Below are 24,428 nucleotides of genomic sequence, written 5' to 3'. Positions count from 1 at the left end.
CCGTTCAAACCATCAGTTCTGGCCGATCCCGAAACTGTTCCAGCGCCTCGGGATTGGCCAGCGCATCGGTGTTTTTGACCTTTTCGCCATGCACCACATTGCGCACCGCCAGTTCGACGACTTTGCCGCTGATGGTGCGCGGAATGTCGGTCACCGCGACGATTTTTGCCGGCACATGCCGGGGTGTGGTGTTGGCGCGGATCACCTGGCGAATCTGCTGTTGCAAGGTGTCGTCCAGTTCAACGCCGTCCGCGAGGCGCACAAACAGCACGACCCGCACATCGTCCTGCCATTGTTGCCCGATGGCCACGCTATCGAGCACTTGCGGGACTTTATCGACCTGTCGATAAATCTCCGCGGTGCCGATGCGCACGCCACCGGGATTGAGCACGGCGTCCGAGCGGCCGTGAATCATCATCGCGCCGTGGGGCAGTTGTTCGGCGTAGTCGCCCTGAGCCCATACGCCGGGAAACAGGCTGAAATACGACTGCCGCAATTTGCTGCCGTCGGCGTCATTCCACAGCCCGATCGGCATCGCCGGAAAATGCCGGGTACACACCAACTCACCTTTTTCGCCGATCACCGGCTCACCCGCGTCATTCCACACTTCGACCGCCATGCCCAGACTCTTGCCCATGATCTCGCCGCGACGTACCGGCGACAGCGGATTGCCGTTGACGAAGCACGAGACAATATCGGTGCCGCCCGACATCGAGGCCAGACAAACGTCGGGTTTAACATCGCGATAAACGAAATCGTAGCTTTGCGGCGATAACGCCGAACCCGTGCACAGCAAGGTTTTCAGACTGCCCAGAGCATGGCTTTGCCGTGGTTTGACGCCGCTGCTTTCCAGTGTCGCGAGAAACTTGGGGCTGGTGCCGAACACGCTGATGCGTTCGTCGTCGATCAAGTCCAGCAGGCGTTGGTTGTCCGGGTAAAACGGCGAGCCGTCGTACAGCACCACGGCGCTGCCCACCGCGAGTGCCGACACCAGCCAGTTCCACATCATCCAGCCACACGTGGTGTAGTAAAACAGTCGGTCACCGGGGCCGAGATCACAATGCAGGCCATGTTCCTTGACGTGCTGCAACAGCACGCCGCCGGTACTGTGCACGATGCATTTCGGCACGCCGGTGGTGCCGCTGGAATACAGCACGTACAGCGGATGATTGAACGATACTGCGACAAAATCCGGTTCGCCGCCGGGGTCATAGAACTCATCCCACAGGTTCACGTCGGCTTGGGTGCGATAGTCCGTTCTACGGGTGTTCGGACGTGCGTAAGGCACGATGATCAACTGCTGCAAGGTGGGCAGTTGTTGGAGAATTTCATTGAGCTTGCCGGTCTGGTCGATCGCTTTGCCGGCGTAACGGTAACCGGCGCAGGTGATCAGCACTTTCGGTTCGATCTGGCCAAAACGATCGATCACCCCGTGGGTGCCGAAATCCGGCGAAGAGCACGACCAGATCGCACCGAGGCTGGTGGTCGCGAGCATCGCCACCAGCGTTTGCCAGGTGTTGGGCATGCACGCGGCGACGCGATCACCGAGGCCCACACCGGCAGCCTGCAGACTGGCCTGGAGCCCGGCGACATGCTCGGCCAGTTCGGCCCAGCTCAACTGTTCGCGTTGACCGTTTTCTCCCACGGCAATCACCGCCACGGCATCGTCACGACGACGCAGCAGATGCTCGGCGAAGTTCAGCGTTGCGCCGGGAAACCATTCGGCGCTGGGCATTTGTGCGCCTTCACGCAGTACCGCATCGGGTTGGGTGTGAAAACGAATATCGAAGCAGTCGACGATGTCCTGCCAAAAATCCTCACGCTGTTCGATGCTCCATTGGTGCAGGGCAGGGTAGTCGTCGAGTTTCAGCCCATGACGCTGATTGACCGAGCGCCGGAAAGTGTCCATGCGCGATTGGGCGATACGGTTGGCGTCGGGTTGCCAAAGGATGTCGGACATTGCTTGCCTCTTGTTATCGGGTTCATGCACAAGGCTCTGGCACTACGACTATCCCCTGTGGGAGTGAGCCTGCTCGCGATAGCCGTTTATCAGTCGGCACATCTGCGATTGCCAATAAACTATCGCGAGCAGGCTCACTCCTACAGACGGCGACGCAGGTTATTGGGCCAGCCAGCCACCATCAATATTCCATGCCGCCCCACGCACCTGGCTGCCAGCCTCGCTGCACAGGAACAACACCAACTCGCCCAAATGCTGCGGCGTCACAAATTCCAGCGACGGCTGCTTCTCGGCCAGCAGATCATGTTGCGCCTGCTGCGGATCGATGCCCTTGGCCGCGCGATCATCAATCTGTTTCTGCACCAGCGGCGTCAACACCCAGCCCGGGCAGATCGCGTTGCACGTCACGTTGCTGGTCGCGGTTTCCAGGCCGACCACTTTAGTCAAACCGATGACCCCGTGTTTGGCGGCGACGTACGCAGCTTTGCCGGTCGAACCGACCTGGCCATGCACCGAGGCAATGTTGATGATCCGCCCCCAGTTCTTCGCGCGCATGCCCGGCAGGCTCAGGCGCGTGCTGTGGAACACCGAAGACAGGTTGATCGCAATGATCGAATCCCAGCGCTCCACCGGGAATTCTTCCACTGCCGCGACATGCTGAATGCCCGCGTTATTGACCAGAATGTCGACGCCGCCGAACTCGCGCTCGGCGTAGGCGATCATGTCGGCGATCTGCGCCGGGTCGCTGACATCGGCCGGATGATGGCCGACCTTGCCGCCGAATTGGCCGACTTCAGCAATGACCTTCGAGGCATCACCAAACCCATTGAGAATCAGGTTGGCGCCAGCCTTGGCCAGGCTCAGTGCGATGCCCAGGCCGATGCCGCTGGTGGAACCGGTTACCAGTGCGGTCTTGCCGGAAAGAGTCGTCATCAATACCTCACACAATGCCAGTGGCGTAGAAAGTGCCGATCACTACGAAGACCGCCAGGGTCTTGATCAGCGTAATACAGAAAATGTCTTTATAGGCTTCGCGGTGGGTCAACCCGGTCACCGCGAGCAACGTGATCACGGCGCCGTTATGCGGCAAGGTGTCCATGCCGCCGCTGGCCATCGCCGCCACGCGGTGCAGCACTTCCAGTGGAATATTGGCGGCGTGGGCGGCAGCAATGAACTGCTCGGACATCGCCGCCAGCGCGATGCTCATGCCGCCCGACGCCGAACCGGTGATGCCGGCAAGCAGGGTCACGGTGATGGCTTCGTTGACCAGCGGATTGGGAATCTGCTTGAGCCAGTCGGCCAGTACCAGGAACCCCGGCAGCGAAGCGATCACCGCACCGAAACCGTATTCCGATGCCGTGTTCATCGCCGCCAGCAACGCGCCGCTGACTGCGCTTTTGCTGCCTTCGGCGAGTTTGCTGCGGATCGCTTTGAAGCCGAACGCCAGCACCATCAGGATGCCGATCAGCAAGGCTGCCTGCACGGCCCAGATCGCCGTCAGTTTGGCGATTTCAGTGGTCACCGGCGCGGCCATGCCCGGCAGCGCGAGGCTGTGGGTCTTGCCATACCACTGCGGAATCCACTGGGTGAACAGCAGGTTCATGATGCCCACCGCCAACAGTGGAGACAGGGCAATCCACGGGTTGGGCAGCTTCAGGTCTTCAGCGGTTTCCGGCTCGTTGCGCAGTTCGGTGCCGTAGCCTTCGCCGGCACGTTGCGCCTTGTTGCGCTGGCGCTGAAGAAACAGCATGCCGGTGCAGAAGACGAAAATCGTGCCGATCACACCCAGCCACGGCGCGGCCCACGCGGTGGTGTTGAAGAACGTGCTGGGGATGATGTTCTGGATTTGCGGGGTGCCGGGCAGGGCGTCCATGGTGAACGAGAACGCGCCGAGAGCGATGGTCGCGGGGATCAGGCGCTTGGGGATGTTGCTCTGACGGAACATTTCAGCGGCAAACGGATACACCGCAAACACCACGACGAACAGCGACACGCCACCGTAAGTGAGCAGGGCGCACACCAGCACGATCACCAACATCGCTTGCTTGGTGCCGAGCAATCGAATCGCCGCCGCGACGATCGAGCGGGAGAACCCCGACAACTCGATCAGCTTGCCGAACACGGCGCCGAGCAGGAATACGGGGAAGTACAGTTTGATGAAACCGACCATTTTCTCCATGAACACCCCGGTGAACGCGGGCGCTACGGCAGATGGGTCGGTGAGCAGCACCGCGCCAAGGGCGGCGATCGGCGCGAATAGGATAACGCTGTAGCCACGGTAGGCGGCGAGCATCAGCAGCGCGAGGGCCGCCAAGGCAATGATCACACTCATGGTGTGTCTCTCCAGAATTGTTATTTTTGTGGGTGGAACGGGTGTGGGAGAGGCTTTAGCGAGTTTTGTGCCAGATATGTAAGTATTTGAAATATATGATCTATTTTGATTTTTTTTAAGTGTTTGGAGTGTTTTTGTCTCTTTTCTGAGATTTTTTTTGTTGATTGTTCTGGCCTCTTCGCGAGCAAGCTCGCTCCCACAATTGGAATGCGGACAGCCTGTGGGAGCGAGCTTGCTCGCGAAGTTTTGACTTGTCTCAAGGAAGAGACTGATGTCTCAATATTGAGATCAGACCATGCTTAAGGCGACCATTTTCTTGTAAAGCGTCGACCGCCCCAGGCCCAGTGACACTGCCGCTTCAGGCACTTTGCCCCCGCATTGGTCGAGGGCTGCCTGAATCAATTGCCGATCAAAACGCTCCCGTGCCTGCGCAAAGGTTTCCTGCACCAACGGTTCAATCGTCGGTGCCGGGCCGCGTTCCACGGGCAAAAATGTGCCTATCGCCGCGCGAATGTCAGTCTCCGTCAACATCAAGTCATCACTGAGCAGCGCCGCCCGCTCCAGCACATTGCGCAGTTCGTGGATGTTGCCCGGCCACGCGTGCTGGCCGAGCAGTTCCAGCGCATCACGATGCAATTCGTGCTGACTGCGCAGCTCCTCCAGAATCGCTTCACTGAGTGCCGGCAAGTCGTCCAGGCGTTCACGCAATGGCGGCACCTGGATCGGCAGCACATTGAGGCGATAGTACAAATCGGCGCGGAACTCGCCACGCTGGATCGCCGCCTGCAGGTCCGTCGAGGTGGCGGCGATCACGCGAACGTCGCTCTGGATCACTTCGTTGGAGCCGACGGGTTCGAATTCCTTTTCCTGCAACACCCGCAACAGTTTGCTTTGCAGGGGCAACGGCATGTCGCCGATTTCGTCGAGGAACAAGGTGCCGCCCTGGGCAATCTGCAACTTGCCGGTGCGACCCTTGCGGTCGGCGCCGGTGAACGCGCCGGGCGCCGTGCCGAAGAACTCCGCTTCCAGCAGCGTCTCGGGAATCGCCGCGCTGTTGATGCTGACGAACGCCTTGTGCGCCCGTGGCGAGGCACTGTGAATCGCTTGGGCCAGCAGCTCTTTGCCGGTGCCGGTTTCGCCGAGCAATAACACCGGTGATTCGGCACTGGCACTGCGCCGCGCCCGCCGTTTGACTTCGAGGCTGGCGGCGCTGGTGCCGATGAAATGGGCGAAGTTGTACTTGGTCTGCCGTGCGCGCAGCAGGGAACGGGTTGAGGCCAGTTCCTCCTGCATGCTCAAGTAACGCTTGAGCATCGGCGATAGCGTGCGCAGCTCATCGAACAGGGCAAAACCGATGGCGCCGATCACCGTACCGACGTCGTCGTGGATCGGCAGACGCATCACCACCAGTGGCTCTTTCGGCGTGTCTTGCATGTCGAGCAGGATTGGCCGCCCGGTGCGCACCACTTCGCGCAACAGGCTGCCGGGGATTACGCTTTCACAGGGTTTGCCGATGGCGACGGCGGCGGACTCAAGGCCAAAGCGCCGGGCATAACGCTCATTCATCCAGACGATATTGGCGTCGCGATCGACGATCACCGTGCCTTCGCTGGACTGCTCGATGATCTCGAACAGCGAGCGGATCGCCAGAGTGCGAACCCGTTGATAGTCCTTGAGGCTTTCGGTGGTGTTCATCTGACGGCTGATCCGGAATGTAAGTTGTCAATGCGGGCCTCTTCGCTGGCAAGCCAGCTCCCACAGGGTTCTCGGGCGTTCACGCATGTTATGTACATCGCCGCTCCTTGTGGGAGCTGGCTTGCCAGCGATTGAATGCGACTCGGTTTATGTCTATCCAGGATGCGCCGCCGCCAACAGCTCTTGGGTATACGGATGCTGCGGCGAATCGAACACCGTGTGACTGGGGCCACGCTCGACCACTTTGCCGTCCTTGATCACGATCATGTCGTGGGCGAGGGCGCGCACCACCGCCAGATCGTGACTGATGAACAGATAAGTCAGGCCATGCTTTTCCTGAAGATCGCGGAGCAGGGCGACCACTTGTTTCTGCACCGTACGATCCAGCGCCGACGTCGGCTCGTCGAGCAGGATCAGCGCCGGTTTCAGCACCAGCGCCCGGGCGATGGCGATGCGTTGCCGCTGGCCGCCAGAGAATTCGTGGGGGTAGCGATGGCGACTTTCCGGGTCGAGGCCGACCTCCCTGAGTACGCGGATCACTTGCTCATCGCATTCGCCGGCGGTCGATTCGCAGTGTACTTCCAAGCCTTCACTGATGATCTGCGCCACCGACATGCGTGGGCTGAGGCTGCCGAAGGGATCCTGAAACACCACCTGCATCTGGCGGCGCCACGGGCGCAGTTGTTTCTGAGTGAGGCCGTCGAGCGCTTCACCCTGGAAACGAATGCTGCCCTCGGAGTCGAGCAGGCGCAGGATCGCCTGACCCAACGTCGATTTGCCCGAACCAGACTCGCCGACGATCCCGAGCGTCTTGCCGCGCTGAATGCTCAGGCTGATGCCATCGACGGCGCGCAGGTATTGCTTACGCTGAAACAGCCCGCCTCCGACGACGAACTCGACCCGCAGATTCTCGACCTCCAGCACGTTCTCGCGCTCATCCCGAGGCAGGGCTTCACCTTCAGGTTCGGCGTTGAGCAATACGCAGCTGTAAGGGTGCTTGGGTTCGGTAAACAGCGTTTCGCACGGTGCCTGCTCGACAATCTGCCCGGCCTTCATAACGCAAACGCGCTGGGCAATGCTACGCACCAGATTGAGGTCGTGACTGATCAGCAGCAGAGACATACCCAGGCGCTGTTGCAGGGATTTGAGCAGCAGCAGGATTTTGCGCTGCACCGTGACGTCGAGCGCGGTGGTCGGCTCATCGGCGATCAACAGTTCCGGCTCGCAGGCCAGTGCCATGGCAATCATCACCCGTTGGCGTTGCCCGCCCGACAGCTGATGCGGATAAGCCTTGAGCCGTTCCTTGGGCTTCTGAATGCCCACCAGCCCGAGCAATTCCAGGATGCGTTGTTGTGCCGCTTTGCCGCCCAGGCCTCGGTGCAGAAGCAGAGTTTCGCCAATCTGCTTTTCGATGGTGTGCAGCGGGTTGAGCGAGGTCATCGGCTCCTGAAAGATCATCGCGATACGGTTGCCGCGCAATTCACGCAGGACCTTGGGGTCGGCGCCGACCAGTTCCTGGCCACGGTAACGAATACTGCCGGTGGTTTGCGCTTCACTTTCAGGTAACAACTGCAGAATCGAATGCGCCGTCACCGATTTGCCCGAGCCCGATTCGCCGACCAGTGCCAGGCATTCACCGGGGCGAATATCCAGGCACAGGTCGCGCACCACGGGCTGGCCGTGGAAGGCGACATTGAGGTTGCGAATTTCGATCAGGTTATCAGTCATGGCCACGCTTCAAGATCGAGGGTCGAACGCGTCACGCAACGCTTCGCCGATGAATACCAACAAGGAAAGAATCAATGCCAAGGTGAAAAATGCCGTCAGCCCAAGCCACGGTGCCTGCAGGTTCTGTTTGCCCTGACCAATCAGTTCACCCAGCGAGGCACTGCCGGCGGGCATGCCGAAGCCGAGAAAATCCAGCGCGGTCAAAGTGGAAATCGCCCCAGTCAAAATGAACGGCAGGTAGCTCAACGTGGCGTTCATGGCGTTGGGCAGGATGTGGCGGACGATCACTTTGCGATCAGTCAGGCCCAATGCCCGCGCGGCTTTGACGTATTCCAGATTGCGCCCACGCAGAAACTCGGCGCGCACAACGTCAACCAGTGCCAGCCATGAAAACAATGCCATGATCCCCAGCAACCACCAGAAATTCGGCTCGACGAAACCGGAAAGGATGATCAGCAGGTACAGCACCGGCAACCCCGACCAGACCTCCAGCAGACGTTGCCCGAGCAGATCGACCCAGCCGCCGTAGTAGCCCTGCAATGCGCCAGCGGCGATGCCGATCAGCGCACTGACAAATGTCAGCATCAGCGCAAACAGGATCGACACCCGTGCGCCGAAGATCACTCGCGCCAACACGTCTCGCGCCTGATCGTCGGTACCCAGCCAATTGACTGAGGTAGGCGGGCTCGGCGCCGGTTTGTTGAGATCGTAGTTCGGCGTGTCGTCACTGAACGGAATCGGTGGGAACAGCAGCCAGCCGCCGTCCTTGCGAATCAGGTGCTGCACATAGTCGCTGCGATAATCGGCCTGGAAGGGCAGTTGCCCGCCGAACTCCTGTTCGGTGTGGCGCTTGAGCACGGGGAAGTACCACTGGCCCTGATAGCTGACCACCAGCGGTTTGTCATTGGCGATCAACTCGCCGCCCAACGTCAGTAGAAACAGGCCGATAAACAGCCACAGCGACCACCAACCCCGGCGGTTTTTCTTGAAGCGTTCGAATCGGCGACGGCCCAATGGCGAGAGTTTGAACATCAGGCGTTCCTCGCGGCGAAATCGATGCGCGGATCGACCAGCGTATAGCAGAGGTCACCGATCAGTTTTATCAGCAGGCCGAACAGGGTAAAGATGAACAGCGAGCCGAACACCACCGGGTAATCCCGGGACACTGCCGCTTCGTAACTCATGCGGCCGAGACCGTCGAGCGAGAAGATCACTTCGATCAGCAACGACCCGGCAAAGAACACGCTGATGAACGCTTGGGGGATACCTGACACCACCAGCAACATCGCGTTGCGAAACACGTGCCCATACAGCACGCGACGTTCGCTCAAGCCCTTGGCCCGGGCGGTGACCACGTACTGGCGGGTGATTTCATTGAGAAACGAGTTTTTGGTGAGGATCGTCAACGTTGCGAAACCACCAATCACCAGTGCCGTCACCGGCAATACCAGATGCCAGAAATAATCGGCGATCTTGCCCAGGGTCGACAGCGATTCAAAGTTGTCCGAGACCAGGCCGCGCACTGGAAACCAGTTCAGCGAAGTGCCTCCGGCAAACACCACGATCAGGAACATCGCAAACAGGAAGGCCGGCATCGCGTAACCGATGATGATCGCCGTGCTGCTCCAGATATCGAAATGACTGCCGTGGTGCACCGCTTTGCGGATACCCAGCGGAATCGAAACCAGATAGGTGATCAGCGTTGCCCATAACCCGAGGGAGATGGTCACTGGCATCTTTTCCAGGATCAGATCGGTGACCGTGGCGCCGCGAAAGAAGCTTTTGCCGAAATCCAGTTGCGCGTAGTTCTTGAGCATCAACCACAGACGCTCATGCGCAGGCTTGTCGAAGCCGTACTGTTTTTCGATGTCCTTGATCAGTTGCGGATCGAGGCCGCGACTGGCGCGGGAGGTGCCACTCATGGTCTCGCTCGCGCCGCCACCGACACTGGCGCCGCCGATGCCTTGCAGATGAGCGATGGCCTGTTCCACCGGGCCACCGGGGGCGGCTTGAATGATCACGAAATTAACCAGCAGAATGATCACCAGCGTCGGAATGATCAGCAGCAGACGGCGCAGTATGTAACCCCACATCAGTGCGGCCCTCCGGGTCTGCCACGGCTTATTTTCTCGGCAGTCATCTGCTGATTGGTCAGCGGCGTGCTGCTGATTTCCCACCAGCTCTCGATGGCTTCGTCATTGCTCGCCTGCACCGACGGTATGCCGAAGCGGTTCCACCACACGGTCGACGTGCCCGGCGGATAATAGTTGGGGATCCAGTAGTAGTTCCATTGCAGCACCCGATCCAGTGCGTGGGCATAGTGCAGCATGTCCGATTGGGTGGAGGCGCGGATCAGGCCGTTGATCAAAGTGTCCACCGCCGGGTTCTTCAGCACCATGTAGTTATTGGCGCCGGGGTCGTTGGCGGACGCCGAACCGAAATAATTCAGCAACTCGCCCCCCGGAGAGGTGCTGACCGGATAGCCGGTGACGATCATGTCGTAGTCGCGGCTCATCAGGCGATTGACGTATTGCGAGGAATCGATGCGACGGATGTTGAGGTCGATGCCGATTTGCTTGAGCGTGCGCTTGTACGGGAGCAGCAACCGATCCATGCCGTTCTGACTGACCAGAAAGGTGAAGCTCAGCGGCTCGCCGGCGGCATTCACCAATTGATCACCATCGGGCTTCCAGCCTGCCTGTTCGAGCAGTTCGAGGGCTCGTAGCTGTTTGTCACGGATGATTCCGCTGCCATCGGTTTCAGGTGCCTCGAAGACTGTGCTGAAGACTTCGTCAGGAATCTGCCCGCGCAACGGTTCAAGAATCTTCAGTTCCTGCGCGTCGGGCAACTGCCGCGCGGCGAGGTCAGTGTTGGAAAAGTAGCTTTGCTGGCGGATGTACAGGTTGCGCATCATCTGCCGGTTGCTCCATTCAAAATCCCAAAGCATGGCCAGGGCCTGGCGCACGCGGCGATCCTGGAACATCGGTTTCTGCAGGTTGAAGACAAAACCTTGCGCCGACTGCGGCGATTCGGTCGCCAGATGAGCCTTTTGCAGGCGGCCATCCTTGAGCGCCGGGCTGTCGTAGCCAATCGAATAACCGGTGGCGGAAAACTCGCGGTTGTAATCGTAGGCACCGCCGCGCAGTACCTGACGAGCGACATCGGTATCGCCGAAGTATTCGATGCTGAAATGGTCGAAATTGTAGAGGCCGCGACTGACCGGCAGATCCTTGCCCCACCAGTCGGCATTGCGTTCAAAGGTAATGCTGCGTCCCGAATCGATTTTGCCGACCCGATAGGGGCCGCTGCCCAGTGGCGGTTCATATCCGCCGCCGCCAGCAAAGTCGCGGGTCTTCCACCAATGCTCGGGAAACACCGGGAGCGTCGCGATATCCAGCGGAAGCGTGCGGTTTTCGTTGCTTTTGAAGTCGAAGCGTACAGTCAGCGGCGCTTCCACTTCCACGCCTTTGACGTCGGCAAACTGGGTGCGATAACGCAGGCTGCCCTGGGTCATCAACAGGTCGTAGGTGTAACGAACGTCTTCGGCGGTAATCGCCTTACCGTCGGCGAAGCGTGCCTTGGGATTGATAAAGAAGCGCAGGGATAAACCGTCGTCGGAGCGCTCCATCTTCTGCGCCACCAGGCCATAGACGGTATAAGGCTCGTCCAGTGAGCGCTGGGCCAGAGGCGAGTACAGCAGACCGTCAATCTGGGTGACGCCGATGCCCTTGTCTATATAAGGGAGGACGTGGTCAAAGTGACCGATTTCGATGGCCGAGCGGCGCATCGTCCCGCCCTTCGGGGCCTGCACATTGGTGTAGTCGAAGTGGCTGAAACCGGCAGGGTACTTGGCGGGTTCACCGTAAACAGTCAACGCATGTTGAGGTGCCGCGTTCACGCTGCCGGCGGCTGAAAGCAGCGCGAGAGCGGTGAGCATCAATGTGGGGAAAACCAGTCGCATTGTCAGCCTTGGAACCGGAAAATCGATAAGCGCAATTTGTACGCGAGAGACGCGTCAGCCGCCAGCCGTATGTGTAACTGAAACACAACGGCCCACCAAAAGGCGGGCCGTTGAGGAGCGATCAGGCGACGAATCAGTCCTGACGGCTGGTAACTTCCAGCAAGTGATAACCGAACTGGGTTTTCACCGGGCCTTGCACGACATTGATCGGCGCGCTGAACACCACGGTGTCGAATTCCTTGACCATCTGGCCAGGACCGAACGAGCCCAGATCACCACCCTGACGGCTGGAAGGGCAGGTGGAGTTGGCCTTGGCGACTTCGGCGAAATCAGCGCCGCCTTCGATCTGGGCCTTGAGTTCGTTGCACTTGTCTTCGCTGGAAACCAGGATGTGGCGGGCAGTGGCTTTAGCCATGGGGAAACTCTCCAATCTATTTCAGTAAAGTGTGGAGCCTACCGGAATCAGTGGGCGAATTCTCGGCAAAGTTCCATTCGATAAACCTTGGGCTTCATCAGAGGCCAGCGGCCTGCAGACGCGTGGCATGTTCAACATAAAGTTGAATCGGGTCATGCGCCAGCTGAGTCGCGCCCGGACTGCGTCGCAGGCTTGCCAGATGGTCCATCGGGTAATCGGAACAGATCACGTGACCAAGATGCGAACTGAAGCGGCCGACAAAACCATCATTCTGTTGTGCTTCGGTCGTGAAGTATTGGGCCATTTCCTCACAAATACGCTGAGCCGGGTCGAGTGAGCGAGGCGCATTGGCTGGCAGAACGCCGCTCCAGGAGTAGTAATGAACATCGTTGACCTGCGCAGGGCCATGGCCTCCCCAGCTCTGGGGCAGCCCCTGCGGAAACTTGTCGTTGAAGTCGCCGACCCCTTCAGTCGTCAGCGCGTTGAGCGCCGCGACTGCATTCTGTGGCAGCGAAAGACTGCCACTGAGCAATGACAGCAAGTCGGCAAAAGACGTCGCCACGCTCTGCGCGACCCTCTCAGGAAGGCGCCCGGGGATCAGGGCCTTGCGCAGGAAGTCAGCCACTTCCGAACCATGGTTCGGCCCGCTGACCGAGGTCACCGATGCGACGCTGTGTGGGGCAAGCGCTGCCGCGTAGCGCGCCGCCAATGCGCCCTGGCTGTGACCGATGAGGTTGACTTTGCTGGCACCCGTGCCGCGCAGAACAGCCTCTACTTGAGTGAGCAATTGTTCGCCCCTGATTTCGTTCTTGTGGGTGGCAGAGAGGTGTGGAACAAACACCCGGTTGCCGGCCGCTTTCAGAACGTTTTTGACGTCATCAAACAGCTCGACATGACCGATACGCTCGAATCCAAACAGGCCGTGTACCAACAGGATGGGATAGCGCGTTGTAGCATTCCGTTGCATGTTCAGACCTTTTTCGCAGAAGTTCATCGAGTAATTACGCCGCTCACTCTAAAACACTCATTCTGTTGAAGAAGTACGAATAGGCTTCATATCGCTGTCGAAACTGGAATAGGGTCTGTACGAAATTTCGGAGATCTCTGAGCTCCACGTCGGAATTTGTGGCCATCCAGCGCTCGGAAAATTGTGATTTTGCCTTGCGCTCTTACTTGATCCGTAGCCTTTGCCGCAGGACCGCGGCGTATTGAGCTGACATCGAAACCGTGAGAATTCCCTTTCAATATCGGTTGTCGACGCCGTCAATGACGATGGCGCCTTATCCAAGGAATGGGCCGAGCATGACCACTCATGAAATCGAGTTTTATTACCGCGCAAGCCACCCGATCAGTGCCTGCGCACACACAGCCGCATTGCCGGCGGTGACGATCGATTCGTTAAAGGATGATGTGCTGGACCCTTCACTCACTAAGGTGGTAGTTCGAGTCGCTGCCTACCCCAACATGGCGTGTGGCGATCAGTTGATATTGAGCTGGGATGGTCTGGACATCGAAGGCTTTGCCTACCAACACGAAATAGTCCGGTTTGTCAGCGAAGCTCAGGTGGGCAAGGAACTCGTGTTCGTTATCAAAGGCCTGCACGTGGCGGCCCTGGATGGCGGCTCGCTGCAAGTCTACTGGACGCTGCTCAAGGGCAATCTGCCCCATCCGCTCGAGTCTGAGCGCCTGCAACTGTCCGTCGGTGATGTGCGAATGAATCTGCTCGCGCCGCAAATTGACAATGCTGTAGGGGGAGCCCTTGATCCGGAGCGGGTGCCAGAGGGGACGCTTGTTGCGCTGCAACCTTACGCCAGAATGTCTGCTGGCGACCGCGTTGTCCTGTCGTGGAAAGGCGATACGGCGGTTGAGTCTTTCAACGACACGTTGAAGGTCGAAGCCTTTGCTGTTGCCGAGGCATTGTCATTCTGGATTCCGTCGGCGTCCATTGAAGCCCATCGTGGCTCGCAAGTGAATGTGAGTTATCGAGTCGAGCGTGTGAGCGGGGACGTTGAAGCGTCGGATTCGACCAAGGTTTTCATTGGGCCTTTGGTTCGCGGTGAGCTGGCGGCGCCGGAAGTGCTTGAGGCTCCAGGTGGCGTGCTGTCGGTAGCCGATTCGACTGCCGGCGTTACTCTTGTGATTGGGGACGCACAGACCCAGGATGGCGAGCTGGTCTATCTCAGGTGCGATGGCGAGTTATACAGTCACCGGGATGACCGCGACATCACCATGGAAACGGCCGGACGGCCGCTGAAATTCATTGTTCCTCATTCCTTCTGGCGAGAGCATCAGGGCTCGACTGTAGGCATTAGCTATACGGTGGAGCGCCTGGATGATGTCAGCCAGGAATCTGCGGTAATGCGTATACGTATCGAGGCATAAAGGCTGTTGCCCCAGCCCTCCGTTTTCCACGAAACCGGAGGGTTTTTTCGGGAGCCGTCAGTTCTGAACGGTGGCAGTAAGGCGTTGCGCCGCCTTCCGCAGCAACTGCTCCGTTGCGCTGAAGCCAAGGCAGCCGTCGGTAACAGAAACGCCGTAACGCAGCGATTTGCTCAGCGGCTGGCAGCCCTCAAACAGATGTGACTCAATCATCATGCCGATCAGTGAGCGATCACCTTGCAGGCGTTGTTCAAGCACTTCATTGAACACGCCTGGCTGGCGCAATGGGTCTTTGCCGCTGTTGGCATGGCTGCAATCGACCATGATCCGGCCAGGGATCTTCAAGCGTTTCAGCTCTGACTTGATGCGGTCTACGCTGGCGCGGTCATGGTTTGGACCTTGGTGTCCGCCACGCAGCACCACGTGTGTATCGGGATTGCCAGCGGTTTGGATCATCGCTGGATGACCCTGGCTATCTACACCGAAGTGCCGGTGCGGGTGGGCTGCCGAGCGCATTGCATCGACCGCCACCGCCACGCCACCGTCAGTGCCGTTTTTGAATCCGACCGGCATGCTAAGACCGCTGGCCATTTCGCGATGGATCTGTGACTCGGTGGTGCGTGCGCCGATGGCTACCCAACTGAGCAAATCATCGAAGTAGCCGGCGGCCATCGGTTGCAGCAATTCGGTGGCCACGGGCAGGCCGAGGCGGATCATTTCCAGCATCAGCTCGCGGGACAAGGTCAAGCCGCCAGCCATGTCGTCACTGCCATCCAGACGTGGATCGTAGGCGAGGCCTTTCCAGCCAATGGTGGTGCGAGGCTTTTCGACGTAGGCACGCATGACCAGCAACATCGAATCGCTGACTTCAGCGGCGAGCCGGGCCAGTTTGCCGGCGTATTCGAGTGCGGATTGCGGGTCATGTATCGAGCAAGGGCCGACAATCACCAGCAAGCGAGGGTCTTCAGCGTTGAGAATGGCGCGAACCGCCTGACGATGGGCGGCGACCTGCTGACTCAAGGCTGCGGTCAGGGGCAGTTGCTGTTTGAGTTGCAACGAGCTGGGCAGGCGCAACGTCAGCGCTTCGTTAGCGCAATCGAGGTTGGACAGTGGCAGAGCAGAAACGGACGAGTTCATATTCGGTTTTCCTGGGCTGACGGCGGGTGCTCCCCGCTCGTTCGGCCCTACTGGGGTGTTCGACAATTGGCCGGATTGGCTACGTGTGTGTGCTTGCCACCTGTGGGTGACCGATCGGAGGCGGCAGGCTGTCCCGAGCGGAGCTTGGTAAATCGCCAGGCGGTAAAACTGTCGTAACGGTAATAAGTGGCGTAGTTCATTGGTGATTCCTCAAAGTGTCTGGTGTGTCGCTGAAAAAGTGTGGGGGCAGAAAAAACAAAACCCCCGGTCGGGAGGCCGACCGGGGGTTGAGAATTCTCTGGTAGGCGACCCGTTGTTATGGGCGCCGTGTGGGTATCAGGCGCGCCAGTGGCTAAACCAATACCCAAAATAAAAGCTGGCTGGAGCGCAAACGTCATTCACCCGGGCAGCCGCAACCGAGCGCAGGGCGCTGGCGGTACGTAGCTGTGAAAGGGCGTTGAACATGGTCTGTCTCCGATGAATGCGCCGAGCTTACAAGAGCCTGGCAAGGGTCGGCAATCAGAAAATGCTATCGCCTGTTCAACAGAAACCCTATTGCTTGAGAGCCACGACAGATGTGACACACTCGGTGTTTCGCTCGAAAACAAGATTGAACCATGGTCTCGGTGACTTCATGAATTTCCTGAAACGTCTTGCGACAGCGGATGATCTGGCGTTTTCTCGCAGCCTGACCTGTCAGAACATGCTGCGCTATTACATTCATCATGACCTGTTGTGGCAGGACGAAGCCTTCGATGTGGCCTGGTCTGGGCGTGAAAGCTGGCTGATATTGCAAGGCGAAACAGTCGTAGGTTTTTTCAGTCTTAGCCGGGATAGCCGAGCGCTGTATATTCGTGAGTTACAGATTGCCGAGGCATTTCAAGGGGAGGGTGCGGGTTCCTGGGCGCTTGATCAGGTTATCGATATGGCAATCGCAGAAAAGCGGCCGGCGTTGCGCCTGACTGTCTTCGAAAATAATCCGGCAAGAAACTTGTATGAGAGAAAAGGACTACACGTTCAGGGCGAGGACGAGTGTTTCCTGAGGATGCAGCTCGATATCAGTACAGCTGTGCTCTGAAACCCACGGCGCACATGCCTTCAATGATGAATTGAAACTTTTTAAATGCGGCTTTCCGCTAGGTCTGTCTGGCACTTTTTGCTAAGGTGTCGGGCATCCCAATAAGACCATATCGCGAGGTGTCTGCTTGATTAGGGTGCTAGTGGTCGATGACCATGATCTCGTTCGTACAGGCATTACACGGATGCTGGCCGATATTGATGGCCTGCAGGTGGTCGGTCAGGCCGAGTCAGGTGAAGAGTCCCTGATTAAGGCCCGTGAGCTCAAGCCCGATGTGGTGCTGATGGACGTCAAGATGCCCGGCATCGGCGGCTTGGAGGCCACGCGCAAACTGCTGCGCAGTCACCCGGATATCAAGGTGGTTGCCGTCACCGTGTGTGAAGAAGACCCGTTTCCCACGCGCTTGCTGCAAGCGGGTGCCGCAGGCTATTTGACCAAGGGCGCAGGCTTGCCGGAAATGGTTCAGGCGATTCGGCTGGTATTCGCCGGCCAGCGCTATATCAGTCCGCAGATTGCTCAACAATTGGCGATCAAATCCTTTCAGCCGACCAATGATTCGCCATTCGATGCGTTGTCTGAGCGGGAAATTCAGATCGCGTTGATGATTGTTGGCTGCCAGAAGGTTCAGATCATTTCCGACAAGTTGTGTCTGTCGCCGAAAACCGTGAACACCTACCGTTACCGCATCTTCGAAAAACTTTCGATCAGCAGCGACGTCGAGTTGACACTGTTGGCGGTTCGTCACGGCATGGTTGATGCCAGCGCCTGACCATGACTGACACTTTCGATTCCGGCGCCTTTCTGTCAACGGTCAGTGGGCGCCCCGGCGTTTATCGCATGTTCGACAGCGATGCGCGTCTGCTCTACGTTGGCAAAGCCAAAAATCTCAAGAAGCGTCTGGCCAGCTACTTCCGCAAAACCGGCCTGGCGCCGAAAACGGCTGCGCTGGTGGGGCGCGTCGCTCAGGTCGAAACGACCATTACCGCCAACGAAACCGAAGCACTGCTGCTTGAGCAAACGCTGATCAAAGAATGGCGGCCGCCGTACAACATTCTGTTGCGCGACGATAAATCCTACCCCTATGTGTTTCTGTCGGATGGTCAGTTTCCGCGTCTGAGCATTCATCGCGGGGCGAAAAAAGCCAAAGGCAAATACTTCGGACCCTATCCGAGTGCCGGCGCCATTCGCGAGAGTCTGAGTCTGTTGCAGAAAACCTTCTTCGTTCGGCAATGCGAAGACAGCTACTACAAGAACCGCACACGCCCCTGCCTGCAGTATCAGATCAAACGCTGCAAGGCGCCGTGTGTTGGTCTGGTCGAACCTGATGTCTATGCCGAGGATGTGCGTCACTCGGTGATGTTCCTCGAGGGGCGCAGTCACGCACTGACCAACGAATTGTCCACGGCAATGGAAGAGGCCGCGATCAACCTTGAGTTTGAGCGCGCCGCCGAGTTGCGTGACCAGATTGCTTTACTGCGACGGGTTCAGGATCAGCAGAGCATGGAGGGCGGCACCGGCGATATCGATGTCATTGCCGCTTTCGTCAATCCGGGTGGCGCCTGCGTCCATTTGATCAGCGTGCGCGGCGGGCGGGTGCTCGGCAGCAAAAACTTCTTCCCGCAGGTGGGCATTGAAGAAGACGTTTCCGAAGTCATGGCCGCGTTTCTTGGCCAGTATTTCATCAGCAGCCCTGAGCGCGATCTGCCCAGCGAATTGATCGTCAATGTCGTCCACGAAGACTTTCCGACGCTGATCGAGGCCATTCATTCGTTGCGTGGCCGAGAGTTGGCGATCAGTCACCGGGTGCGCGGCACACGGGCGCGCTGGCAACAACTGGCGGTGACCAACGCCGAACAGGCGCTCAGCGCGCGGCTTGCCAATCGCCAACACACCGCTGCGCGTTTCGACGCCCTGGCTGAAGTCTTGAATCTGGACGAGCCGCCCCAGCGCCTGGAGTGCTATGACATCAGTCACTCCAGCGGTGAGGCGACGGTCGCGTCCTGCGTGGTGTTCGGGCCGGAAGGCGCGATCAAGTCGGATTACCGTCGCTACAACATCGAGGGGGTCACGGCGGGTGACGACTACGCCGCGATGCATCAGGCCTTGACCCGACGCTTCAGCAAGTTGAAGGAGGGCGAGGGCAAGTTGCCCGACATTCTTCTGGTTGACGGCGGCAAGGGTCAGTTGTCGATGGCCCGTGACGTGCTCAACGAATTGGCGGTGCCGGATCTGATCTTGCTCGGTGTCGCCAAGGGCGCGACGCGCAAGGCGGGGTTCGAAACTCTGTATCTGAATGATGCCGCGCACGAGTTCACCTTGCGCGGCGACTCACCGGCCCTGCATCTTATTCAGCAGATCCGCGACGAGGCTCACCGGTTTGCAATTACCGGCCACCGCGCGCGGCGCGGCAAAACCCGGCGAACGTCAACGCTGGAAGGCGTTGCAGGCGTCGGGCCAACCCGTCGTCGCGATTTGTTGAAACATTTTGGTGGATTGCAGGAGCTGTCTCGTGCAAGCATCGAAGAGATCGCCAAAGCCCCGGGGATCAGTAAAAAGCTCGCTGAGTCGATTTATGCGAACCTGCATAGCGAGTAGAATGCCCCTTCACCTCGTAGCCAGTTGTGCCGATGAATATCCCTAATCTGATTACCGTTCTACGCGTCCTGCTCATCCCGATCTTCATTTTGCTGTTCTATCTGCCTTACCAATGGAGTTACATGGCCTCCGCCTCAGTGTTTGCCTTTGCGGCAGCCACGGATTGGCTGGATGGTTATCTCGCGCGCCGCCTGGAGCAGAGCACCCCCTTCGGTGCGTTCCTTGACCCGGTCGCCGACAAGCTCATGGTTGCTGTCGCGCTGGTCTTGCTGGTACAAGAGCACGGCAATCTATGGCTCACATTGCCAGCGGCGGTCATCATCGGTCGCGAGATCGTGGTGTCGGCGTTGCGTGAATGGATGGCCGAACTTGGGGCCCGCGCCCATGTTGCCGTATCGAATCTGGGCAAATGGAAAACCGCTGCACAGATGCTTGCGCTGGTGATCCTGTTGGCCAATCCAAAGGACTTCAGTTTCTGGGTTGTGCTCGGTTACGCGCTGCTGATGATCTCTGCAGGCCTGACGCTGTGGTCGATGGTTCAGTACCTCCGCGCTGCCTGGCCGCATCTGAAGACCGATGTTGAAAAGAAATAAAACTTTTTTGAATCAAGGGGTTGACGGAGCTTCTTAATTCTATAGAATGCGCATCACCAAGCGGGAATAGCTCAGTTGGTAGAGCACGACCTTGCCAAGGTCGGGGTCGCGAGTTCGAGTCTCGTTTCCCGCTCCAAGTTAAAAACGCGTTTGTTGTTGTGCTACTGATAACAGACGTATTGAGGCCGAGTAGCAAAATGGTTATGCAGTGGATTGCAAATCCACCTACGCCGGTTCGATTCCGACCTCGGCCTCCACTATAAACAAGCTCCGTAGATCCATGATTTACGGAGCTTTTTTATTTGCAGTACGCTGCAAGATTTAGTCTTGAAAAACGGCGATTGCGAACTTGCTTCACCGGGAAGTGATGTATATATTTCCCGCTCGGCTGTGCAGCGTGCATCCTGTCTGGATCGCGACTTGGCAGCAAAATGGAAGGCTACACCGCGCTACCGCCCGAATGGCGAAACTGGTAGACGCATGGGACTTAAAATCCCCCGCTCGTAAGGGCGTGCCGGTTCGATTCCGGCTTCGGGCACCATGAATATCAAGGGCTTGCATGAATTTCTTCATGCAAGCCCTTATTTTTTTGCCTCGGATAAACCACGTTGCAAACATTGAAAAGGGTCGAATTATTCGACCCTTTTTCTATTCTTGAATGCTCAAACGTAGGCCTGGTGGGCGAAGCCCCGTGGTAAGCGTTGGCGGCCAGACATCGCCGTCAGGCGTTGCTGCCACTCGGTACGCCAGCTCACCGCGCTGTGCGCAGTTTTGCCTTGGCGGGACGCGCGGCGTGCCGCGTTTCGTTGATCTTTACGGGCTTGTTTATACGCATCGGTGCTGCGGCAGCTGCGGCATTTGACGCGATTAAGTTCGCGACTTGCCGTGAGATGTTGGCCTTTGTGTCCACAGGCCAGATGTCCGTCGATACTGAAATGAATGACCATCAGTCGCCTCCTTCGTGACGTGTACATTTTTTGACCACGTACGAAAACAGGCGTTCCTGAAAATCAAACGCCCGTATACAGAGGTGTCGCTGCTAGTGCTTATCTGAACCGTGGCAGTGGCCGATCGACAGGCTTGAGTGACGACAGCGTATTGCGGATCAGCGGCGCGTCTTTTTCGATGTCGTTCAGACGATCTCGGATGCGCAGCGCCGTCGGATGCCCGCCTTGATGGTCGACCCAGTCGGCGATCTCTTTACAGGCGGCTGCGAGGCGCGCTTGTCGGACGTCAAGCAAGGTGAGGAGGGTGGTGATGGACTCTTTTTCGGACATGGAACACCTCCGTTCTATGAAACCTGAGCTGCAGCAAAAAGCCCGCGAGTCGCGAGCATTCTGCCGTGGGGCGCTGCTCCATCAGCTGGTTTCAGTATAGACCCGGTTTAGAGCGGCATCAGCCGGAAAACTGGCGGGCCGGTGATAGGGAACTGGCTGCGTTGAGGCGCTGACATTCGACGTGTGCGTCCAGCTCCAGGTCGTAGCCATCGCCGATGAAACCGCCCGTGCGCGTGTCGCAGATGCGAAACCAGCCAATCGCTTCGGCGGGTTCATGCTGGGTTTCTCCGGCGCGTCGACCGTGAATGATGATCTTGTTGCAACGCTTCACGACGAAAATGTCTTCCATGGCGTCACCGCAGCTGATTCGTGTCAGATCAACTATAGAAGCCCTCAGCAATCGTGCAAAAAATAGACAGCTCAGCTCGTCGGTTGCAGGTGCCAACCGTTAGGCTGCCAATGCAAGTGATGGCTTGGATTCAGTGCCTGTAGAAACGCCTGATCATGGGAAACCGCGACAATTGCACCAGGAAAAGTCTGCAAAGCCTGTTCGAAAGCCTCCACCGATGGCAGATCCAAATGATTGGTCGGCTCATCGAGCAGCAACAGCTGCGCAGGAATCTGGCGCCACAACGCGAGGGCGAGGGCAGCTTTCAAGCGCTCACCGCCACTGAGCGAGGCACAGGGTTGAGTCGCACGCTGCGCATCCAGTTGCAACTGGGCGAGATAGCTACGCAATGTGCCTTCGTTCAACGGTGTTTGCTGCTCCTGTAACTGCTCGACAATGGAAGTTCGCTCATTGAGCAGTCGCAACTGCTGATCGAGAAAGGCATACGGCACGCGGGTTAAGCATTCACCGCTCACCGGATGCAGTTCTGTCGCGAGCATTTTCAGTAGAGTCGATTTGCCGCAACCGTTGGGACCACTGACGGCGATACGCATCGGTCCATAAATATCCAGACTCAGGCGGGATGCCAGCGCATCGGCGGGCAACCATGGCAACTGGGCATCCTTCAACGTGCAGACCTGACGGGTACTCGGCACAACGCTGCCCGGCAGGTTGATCAGCACGCCATCGTCGGGCATGACCTTGGCGTATGCCTCACGGACGCGTGCATCCAGAGCGGATTTGCGCATTTGATGGCCGGCTTTGACCTGCCCCATGATGTCTCTCGCTGCGGCCTTCAGGGCTGCGCGCTCAAAGCCGGAAACGTTGGCGGTTTGCGCGTTGCGTCGACTGCCCGCCGCGTGTCGCTGGATCGTGTCGTGCTCACGCTGCAGCCGTGATCGTTCACGTTGGCGTTCGCTTCGCGCCTGATCGAGCTGCGCCTGGGCAGCGTCGCGCTGGGTTTGGCGCTGCTCAACAAATTGTGAATAGCGGCCACTGAAAACGTTCGTACCCGCCGGCGTGAGTTCAACGATGCGCTGCATCTGCTCCAGCAAATGGCGGTCATGGCTGACGACGATCAAGCCGCCGCGCCATTGTTCAAGTCTGCTCATCAGCCATGCGCGACCTGCCTTGTCGAGATGATTGGTCGGCTCATCCAGCACCAACAATTGCGCGGCGCTCAATAGCGCACCGATCAGGGCGATTCGGGCTTGCTGACCGCCACTGAGGTTCTCTGTCAGATCTGCTGCAGTGATGTGTTCCAGGCCAGCCTCATCGAGACTCTGGCGCAGGCGTTCCGGTAGATTCCAGCGCTCGCCGATCAGGTCGAAATCGTCCGCAGAGGCGCTGCCCAGATTCAACCGCTCCAGTGCCGCTAGCGTCGACGCGGTGCCAGTTGCCTCGGCAACTGTTTGCCCGGGTGTAGCGACAAATGATTGCGCGACGTAATGCACACTTGCGTAGCGGGTAACAGTGCCGGCAGCGGGTTGCAATTGTCCGGCGATCAGGCGTGCGAGGACACTTTTGCCAACCCCGTTGCGCCCGACGATAGCGGTCGGTTGCTGATCGATCGTGAGATTCAGGGCATCGAAAATCGTCTCGCCATTGGCGAACTGAAAACTCGTTTGATTCAGAGAGACGAGAGCGGGCGTACGCGAGACGTGAGTCATCGGCACCTCCAAAAAATGTCGTAAAAACTGACAAACGCCGAGAGCGGCGTGTCGCGAGTGCATTTTTAGAAGGCTGGGTTGTTCACTTCTGCGGTCATCCGGAGGGAGGGAAAGGTGGCTAGCCTAGAGGACGTTGCCGCACGGATCAAGGCACGTCTGTCACCTCACTCATGCGCTCGAGGAACATCGCCAATGCTACTTCTTCGGGACGCAGTCCTTTACGCACGCGTGGTCGTGGCAATTCTGCGAGGGCGCCGAGCATGAATTTTTCTACCACGGCCGGGTGGATATAGCACTTGCGACACACGGCCGGCGTATTGCCCAACTGCTTGGCAACCCCTTTGACCATTTCCACCACATGGCGCTTGGCTTCGGTCTCGCTCTCGTGGGTCAGTTCGCGCAAAACCGCGAGCGCCAGAGCGCTACCGGCCCAAGTGCGGTAGTCCTTGGCCGTGAAGTCAGCGCCGGTCAGGGTTTGCAGATAGGCATTGACGTCGGACGAACTGACGGTGTGGCGTTCGCCGTGTTCATCCAGATACTGAAAAAGGTTCTGGCCGGGAATTTCCAGGCAGCGCTTGATGATGCGCGCGAGACGCCGATCCTTGACGGTGATCTGGTGCTCGATGCCGCTTTTGCCGCGAAACTGGAAGAGAATTGCGCTGCCGTTGACCTCGACGTGGCGGCTGCGCAGCGTGGTCAGACCGTAGGAGCGATTATCCCGTGCGTATTGCGAATTGCCGACGCGAATCAACGTGGCGTCCAGCAAGGTGATCACCGTGGCCATGACTTTGTCGCGGCTGAACCCCGGCGCGGCGAGCAACGTTTCAAGCTGTTTGCGCAACTTCGGCAAAGTCAGACCGAACTCGCGCAAGCGCGAATATTTGTCGGCGTCGCGCACTTCGCGCCAGCGCGGGTGATAGCGATATTGTTTGCGTCCACGGGCATCGATGCCCGTGGCTTGCAGATGGCCGCGCGGGTCGGCGCATATCCATACGTCAATGTAGGCCGGTGGCACGGCGAGGGCGTTGATGCGTTTGATCTCGTCCGGATCGGCAATCCGTTGGCCCGACGGATCGAAATAGCTGAACTTGCCACGCAGTTTCTTGCGGGTAATACCGGGTTGTGTGTCATCGACATAGTGCAGGTCGGATGGCAGTGCGTCGGTCAGCGCGGTGTCTGGCATGGCGGCTTCCTTGGGGATCGCGGCGGTCTGTTAAACG

Annotated in this window: 21 protein-coding genes and 3 tRNA genes; 8 read left to right on the top strand and 16 right to left on the bottom strand. The window is 58.5% G+C overall.

The annotated features are described in order from the left end of the window. Positions 1-4 precede the first annotated feature (4 nt). The 10 genes from AC3Y64_RS15290 to AC3Y64_RS15245 all read right to left on the bottom strand — a co-directional run bounded on the left by AC3Y64_RS15290 (position 5) and on the right by AC3Y64_RS15245 (position 13,058). Positions 5-1,960 carry an acetoacetate--CoA ligase gene (locus AC3Y64_RS15290; protein ID WP_489984312.1) on the bottom strand — a complete coding sequence of 652 codons (1,956 nt, stop codon included), beginning with the start codon at positions 1,958-1,960 and terminating at the stop codon, positions 5-7. Between the two features lie 159 nt (positions 1,961-2,119). Next, positions 2,120-2,893: a 3-hydroxybutyrate dehydrogenase gene (hbdH, locus tag AC3Y64_RS15285; protein ID WP_489984311.1), complete on the bottom strand. Its 774-nt coding sequence runs from the start codon at positions 2,891-2,893 to the stop codon at positions 2,120-2,122. A gap of 7 nt (positions 2,894-2,900) precedes the next feature. Then, positions 2,901-4,292 carry a GntP family permease gene (locus tag AC3Y64_RS15280; RefSeq protein WP_489984310.1) on the bottom strand — a complete coding sequence of 464 codons (1,392 nt, stop codon included), beginning with the start codon at positions 4,290-4,292 and terminating at the stop codon, positions 2,901-2,903. Positions 4,293-4,580: 288 nt separating this feature from the next. After that, positions 4,581-5,987, bottom strand: a complete 1,407-nt coding sequence (locus tag AC3Y64_RS15275) for a sigma-54 interaction domain-containing protein (RefSeq protein ID WP_489984309.1) — start codon at positions 5,985-5,987, stop codon at positions 4,581-4,583. 153 nt (positions 5,988-6,140) lie between these two features. After that, positions 6,141-7,715, bottom strand: a complete 1,575-nt coding sequence (locus AC3Y64_RS15270) for an ABC transporter ATP-binding protein (protein WP_489984308.1) — start codon at positions 7,713-7,715, stop codon at positions 6,141-6,143. 9 nt (positions 7,716-7,724) lie between these two features. After that, complete coding sequence (locus AC3Y64_RS15265) at positions 7,725-8,747, bottom strand: ABC transporter permease (protein ID WP_489984307.1); 1,023 nt, start codon at positions 8,745-8,747, stop codon at positions 7,725-7,727. Beyond that, on the bottom strand, positions 8,747-9,808 hold the full coding sequence (locus tag AC3Y64_RS15260) for a microcin C ABC transporter permease YejB (RefSeq protein WP_016984328.1): 1,062 nt from the start codon (positions 9,806-9,808) through the stop codon (positions 8,747-8,749). The genes AC3Y64_RS15265 and AC3Y64_RS15260 overlap by 1 nt, the downstream gene beginning before the upstream one ends. Continuing rightward, positions 9,808-11,676, bottom strand: a complete 1,869-nt coding sequence (locus AC3Y64_RS15255; RefSeq protein ID WP_489984306.1) for an extracellular solute-binding protein — start codon at positions 11,674-11,676, stop codon at positions 9,808-9,810. The genes AC3Y64_RS15260 and AC3Y64_RS15255 overlap by 1 nt, the downstream gene beginning before the upstream one ends. Before the next feature lie 133 nt (positions 11,677-11,809). Next, positions 11,810-12,091 (bottom strand): peptidylprolyl isomerase, encoded by a 282-nt coding sequence (locus AC3Y64_RS15250; RefSeq protein ID WP_007912303.1) that lies wholly within the window; start codon positions 12,089-12,091, stop codon positions 11,810-11,812. A 97-nt stretch (positions 12,092-12,188) separates the two neighbouring features. Further along, positions 12,189-13,058: an esterase/lipase family protein gene (locus AC3Y64_RS15245; protein ID WP_489987976.1), complete on the bottom strand. Its 870-nt coding sequence runs from the start codon at positions 13,056-13,058 to the stop codon at positions 12,189-12,191. A 335-nt stretch (positions 13,059-13,393) separates the two neighbouring features. Here AC3Y64_RS15245 and AC3Y64_RS15240 point away from each other — a divergent pair, with 335 nt between their 5' ends. Then, positions 13,394-14,473 carry a hypothetical protein gene (locus AC3Y64_RS15240; protein ID WP_489984305.1) on the top strand — a complete coding sequence of 360 codons (1,080 nt, stop codon included), beginning with the start codon at positions 13,394-13,396 and terminating at the stop codon, positions 14,471-14,473. Positions 14,474-14,530: 57 nt separating this feature from the next. On the opposite strand, the gene AC3Y64_RS15235 is transcribed toward AC3Y64_RS15240, so the two are convergent. Next, positions 14,531-15,607: a 3-deoxy-7-phosphoheptulonate synthase gene (locus tag AC3Y64_RS15235; RefSeq protein WP_489984304.1), complete on the bottom strand. Its 1,077-nt coding sequence runs from the start codon at positions 15,605-15,607 to the stop codon at positions 14,531-14,533. Between the two features lie 634 nt (positions 15,608-16,241). Between AC3Y64_RS15235 and AC3Y64_RS15230 the strand changes: the two genes are divergently transcribed. The 7 genes from AC3Y64_RS15230 to AC3Y64_RS15200 all read left to right on the top strand — a co-directional run bounded on the left by AC3Y64_RS15230 (position 16,242) and on the right by AC3Y64_RS15200 (position 20,414). After that, a complete protein-coding gene (locus AC3Y64_RS15230) occupies positions 16,242-16,685 on the top strand; it encodes a GNAT family N-acetyltransferase (protein WP_489984303.1) in 444 nt (147 codons plus the stop codon). A 127-nt stretch (positions 16,686-16,812) separates the two neighbouring features. Continuing rightward, entirely contained in the window at positions 16,813-17,454 is a 642-nt protein-coding gene (gene gacA, locus AC3Y64_RS15225; protein ID WP_024012761.1) for a response regulator transcription factor GacA, read from the top strand. Positions 17,455-17,456: 2 nt separating this feature from the next. Beyond that, complete coding sequence (gene uvrC, locus AC3Y64_RS15220; RefSeq protein ID WP_489984302.1) at positions 17,457-19,280, top strand: excinuclease ABC subunit UvrC; 1,824 nt, start codon at positions 17,457-17,459, stop codon at positions 19,278-19,280. A 32-nt stretch (positions 19,281-19,312) separates the two neighbouring features. Further along, positions 19,313-19,873, top strand: coding sequence for a CDP-diacylglycerol--glycerol-3-phosphate 3-phosphatidyltransferase (gene pgsA / locus AC3Y64_RS15215; RefSeq protein ID WP_150651269.1), 561 nt, complete (start codon positions 19,313-19,315; stop codon positions 19,871-19,873). Between the two features lie 60 nt (positions 19,874-19,933). Then, positions 19,934-20,009 (top strand) — tRNA-Gly (locus AC3Y64_RS15210). Positions 20,010-20,056: 47 nt separating this feature from the next. Beyond that, positions 20,057-20,130 (top strand) — tRNA-Cys (locus AC3Y64_RS15205). A 197-nt stretch (positions 20,131-20,327) separates the two neighbouring features. Further along, positions 20,328-20,414, top strand: a tRNA-Leu gene (locus tag AC3Y64_RS15200). Between the two features lie 121 nt (positions 20,415-20,535). Here the strand turns inward: AC3Y64_RS15200 and AC3Y64_RS15195 are convergent. From AC3Y64_RS15195 to AC3Y64_RS15175, 5 genes are all read right to left on the bottom strand, one after another. Next, entirely contained in the window at positions 20,536-20,820 is a 285-nt protein-coding gene (locus AC3Y64_RS15195; RefSeq protein WP_489984301.1) for a hypothetical protein, read from the bottom strand. 99 nt (positions 20,821-20,919) lie between these two features. Continuing rightward, on the bottom strand, positions 20,920-21,150 hold the full coding sequence (locus tag AC3Y64_RS15190) for a hypothetical protein (RefSeq protein ID WP_489984300.1): 231 nt from the start codon (positions 21,148-21,150) through the stop codon (positions 20,920-20,922). 118 nt (positions 21,151-21,268) lie between these two features. Further along, positions 21,269-21,499, bottom strand: a complete 231-nt coding sequence (locus AC3Y64_RS15185; protein ID WP_489984299.1) for a hypothetical protein — start codon at positions 21,497-21,499, stop codon at positions 21,269-21,271. A gap of 71 nt (positions 21,500-21,570) precedes the next feature. After that, positions 21,571-23,208: an ABC-F family ATP-binding cassette domain-containing protein gene (locus AC3Y64_RS15180; RefSeq protein WP_489984298.1), complete on the bottom strand. Its 1,638-nt coding sequence runs from the start codon at positions 23,206-23,208 to the stop codon at positions 21,571-21,573. A gap of 145 nt (positions 23,209-23,353) precedes the next feature. Then, positions 23,354-24,391, bottom strand: coding sequence for a DNA topoisomerase IB (locus AC3Y64_RS15175; RefSeq protein ID WP_489984297.1), 1,038 nt, complete (start codon positions 24,389-24,391; stop codon positions 23,354-23,356). Positions 24,392-24,428: the final 37 nt, after the last annotated feature.

This window comes from Pseudomonas sp. 4CAES_32.4, from assembly GCF_058136335.1.
Note: the sequence above shows the minus strand (reverse complement) of the source record. Positions and strands in the feature narration are given on the sequence as shown.

Bases quoted from the DNA above. Each gene is read 5' to 3' on its own strand.
- AC3Y64_RS15290 (WP_489984312.1), bottom strand. From the start codon at position 1,960: ATGTCCGACATCCTTTGGCAACCCGACGCCAACCGTATCGCCCAATCG.
- hbdH (WP_489984311.1), bottom strand. From the start codon at position 2,893: ATGACGACTCTTTCCGGCAAGACCGCACTGGTAACCGGTTCCACCAGC.
- AC3Y64_RS15280 (WP_489984310.1), bottom strand. From the start codon at position 4,292: ATGAGTGTGATCATTGCCTTGGCGGCCCTCGCGCTGCTGATGCTCGCC.
- AC3Y64_RS15275 (WP_489984309.1), bottom strand. From the start codon at position 5,987: ATGAACACCACCGAAAGCCTCAAGGACTATCAACGGGTTCGCACTCTG.
- AC3Y64_RS15270 (WP_489984308.1), bottom strand. From the start codon at position 7,715: ATGACTGATAACCTGATCGAAATTCGCAACCTCAATGTCGCCTTCCAC.
- AC3Y64_RS15265 (WP_489984307.1), bottom strand. From the start codon at position 8,747: ATGTTCAAACTCTCGCCATTGGGCCGTCGCCGATTCGAACGCTTCAAG.
- AC3Y64_RS15260 (WP_016984328.1), bottom strand. From the start codon at position 9,808: ATGTGGGGTTACATACTGCGCCGTCTGCTGCTGATCATTCCGACGCTG.
- AC3Y64_RS15255 (WP_489984306.1), bottom strand. From the start codon at position 11,676: ATGCGACTGGTTTTCCCCACATTGATGCTCACCGCTCTCGCGCTGCTT.
- AC3Y64_RS15250 (WP_007912303.1), bottom strand. From the start codon at position 12,091: ATGGCTAAAGCCACTGCCCGCCACATCCTGGTTTCCAGCGAAGACAAG.
- AC3Y64_RS15245 (WP_489987976.1), bottom strand. From the start codon at position 13,058: ATGCAACGGAATGCTACAACGCGCTATCCCATCCTGTTGGTACACGGC.
- AC3Y64_RS15240 (WP_489984305.1), top strand. From the start codon at position 13,394: ATGACCACTCATGAAATCGAGTTTTATTACCGCGCAAGCCACCCGATC.
- AC3Y64_RS15235 (WP_489984304.1), bottom strand. From the start codon at position 15,607: ATGAACTCGTCCGTTTCTGCTCTGCCACTGTCCAACCTCGATTGCGCT.
- AC3Y64_RS15230 (WP_489984303.1), top strand. From the start codon at position 16,242: ATGAATTTCCTGAAACGTCTTGCGACAGCGGATGATCTGGCGTTTTCT.
- uvrC (WP_489984302.1), top strand. From the start codon at position 17,457: ATGACTGACACTTTCGATTCCGGCGCCTTTCTGTCAACGGTCAGTGGG.
- pgsA (WP_150651269.1), top strand. From the start codon at position 19,313: ATGAATATCCCTAATCTGATTACCGTTCTACGCGTCCTGCTCATCCCG.
- AC3Y64_RS15195 (WP_489984301.1), bottom strand. From the start codon at position 20,820: ATGGTCATTCATTTCAGTATCGACGGACATCTGGCCTGTGGACACAAA.
- AC3Y64_RS15190 (WP_489984300.1), bottom strand. From the start codon at position 21,150: ATGTCCGAAAAAGAGTCCATCACCACCCTCCTCACCTTGCTTGACGTC.
- AC3Y64_RS15185 (WP_489984299.1), bottom strand. From the start codon at position 21,499: ATGGAAGACATTTTCGTCGTGAAGCGTTGCAACAAGATCATCATTCAC.
- AC3Y64_RS15180 (WP_489984298.1), bottom strand. From the start codon at position 23,208: ATGACTCACGTCTCGCGTACGCCCGCTCTCGTCTCTCTGAATCAAACG.
- AC3Y64_RS15175 (WP_489984297.1), bottom strand. From the start codon at position 24,391: ATGCCAGACACCGCGCTGACCGACGCACTGCCATCCGACCTGCACTAT.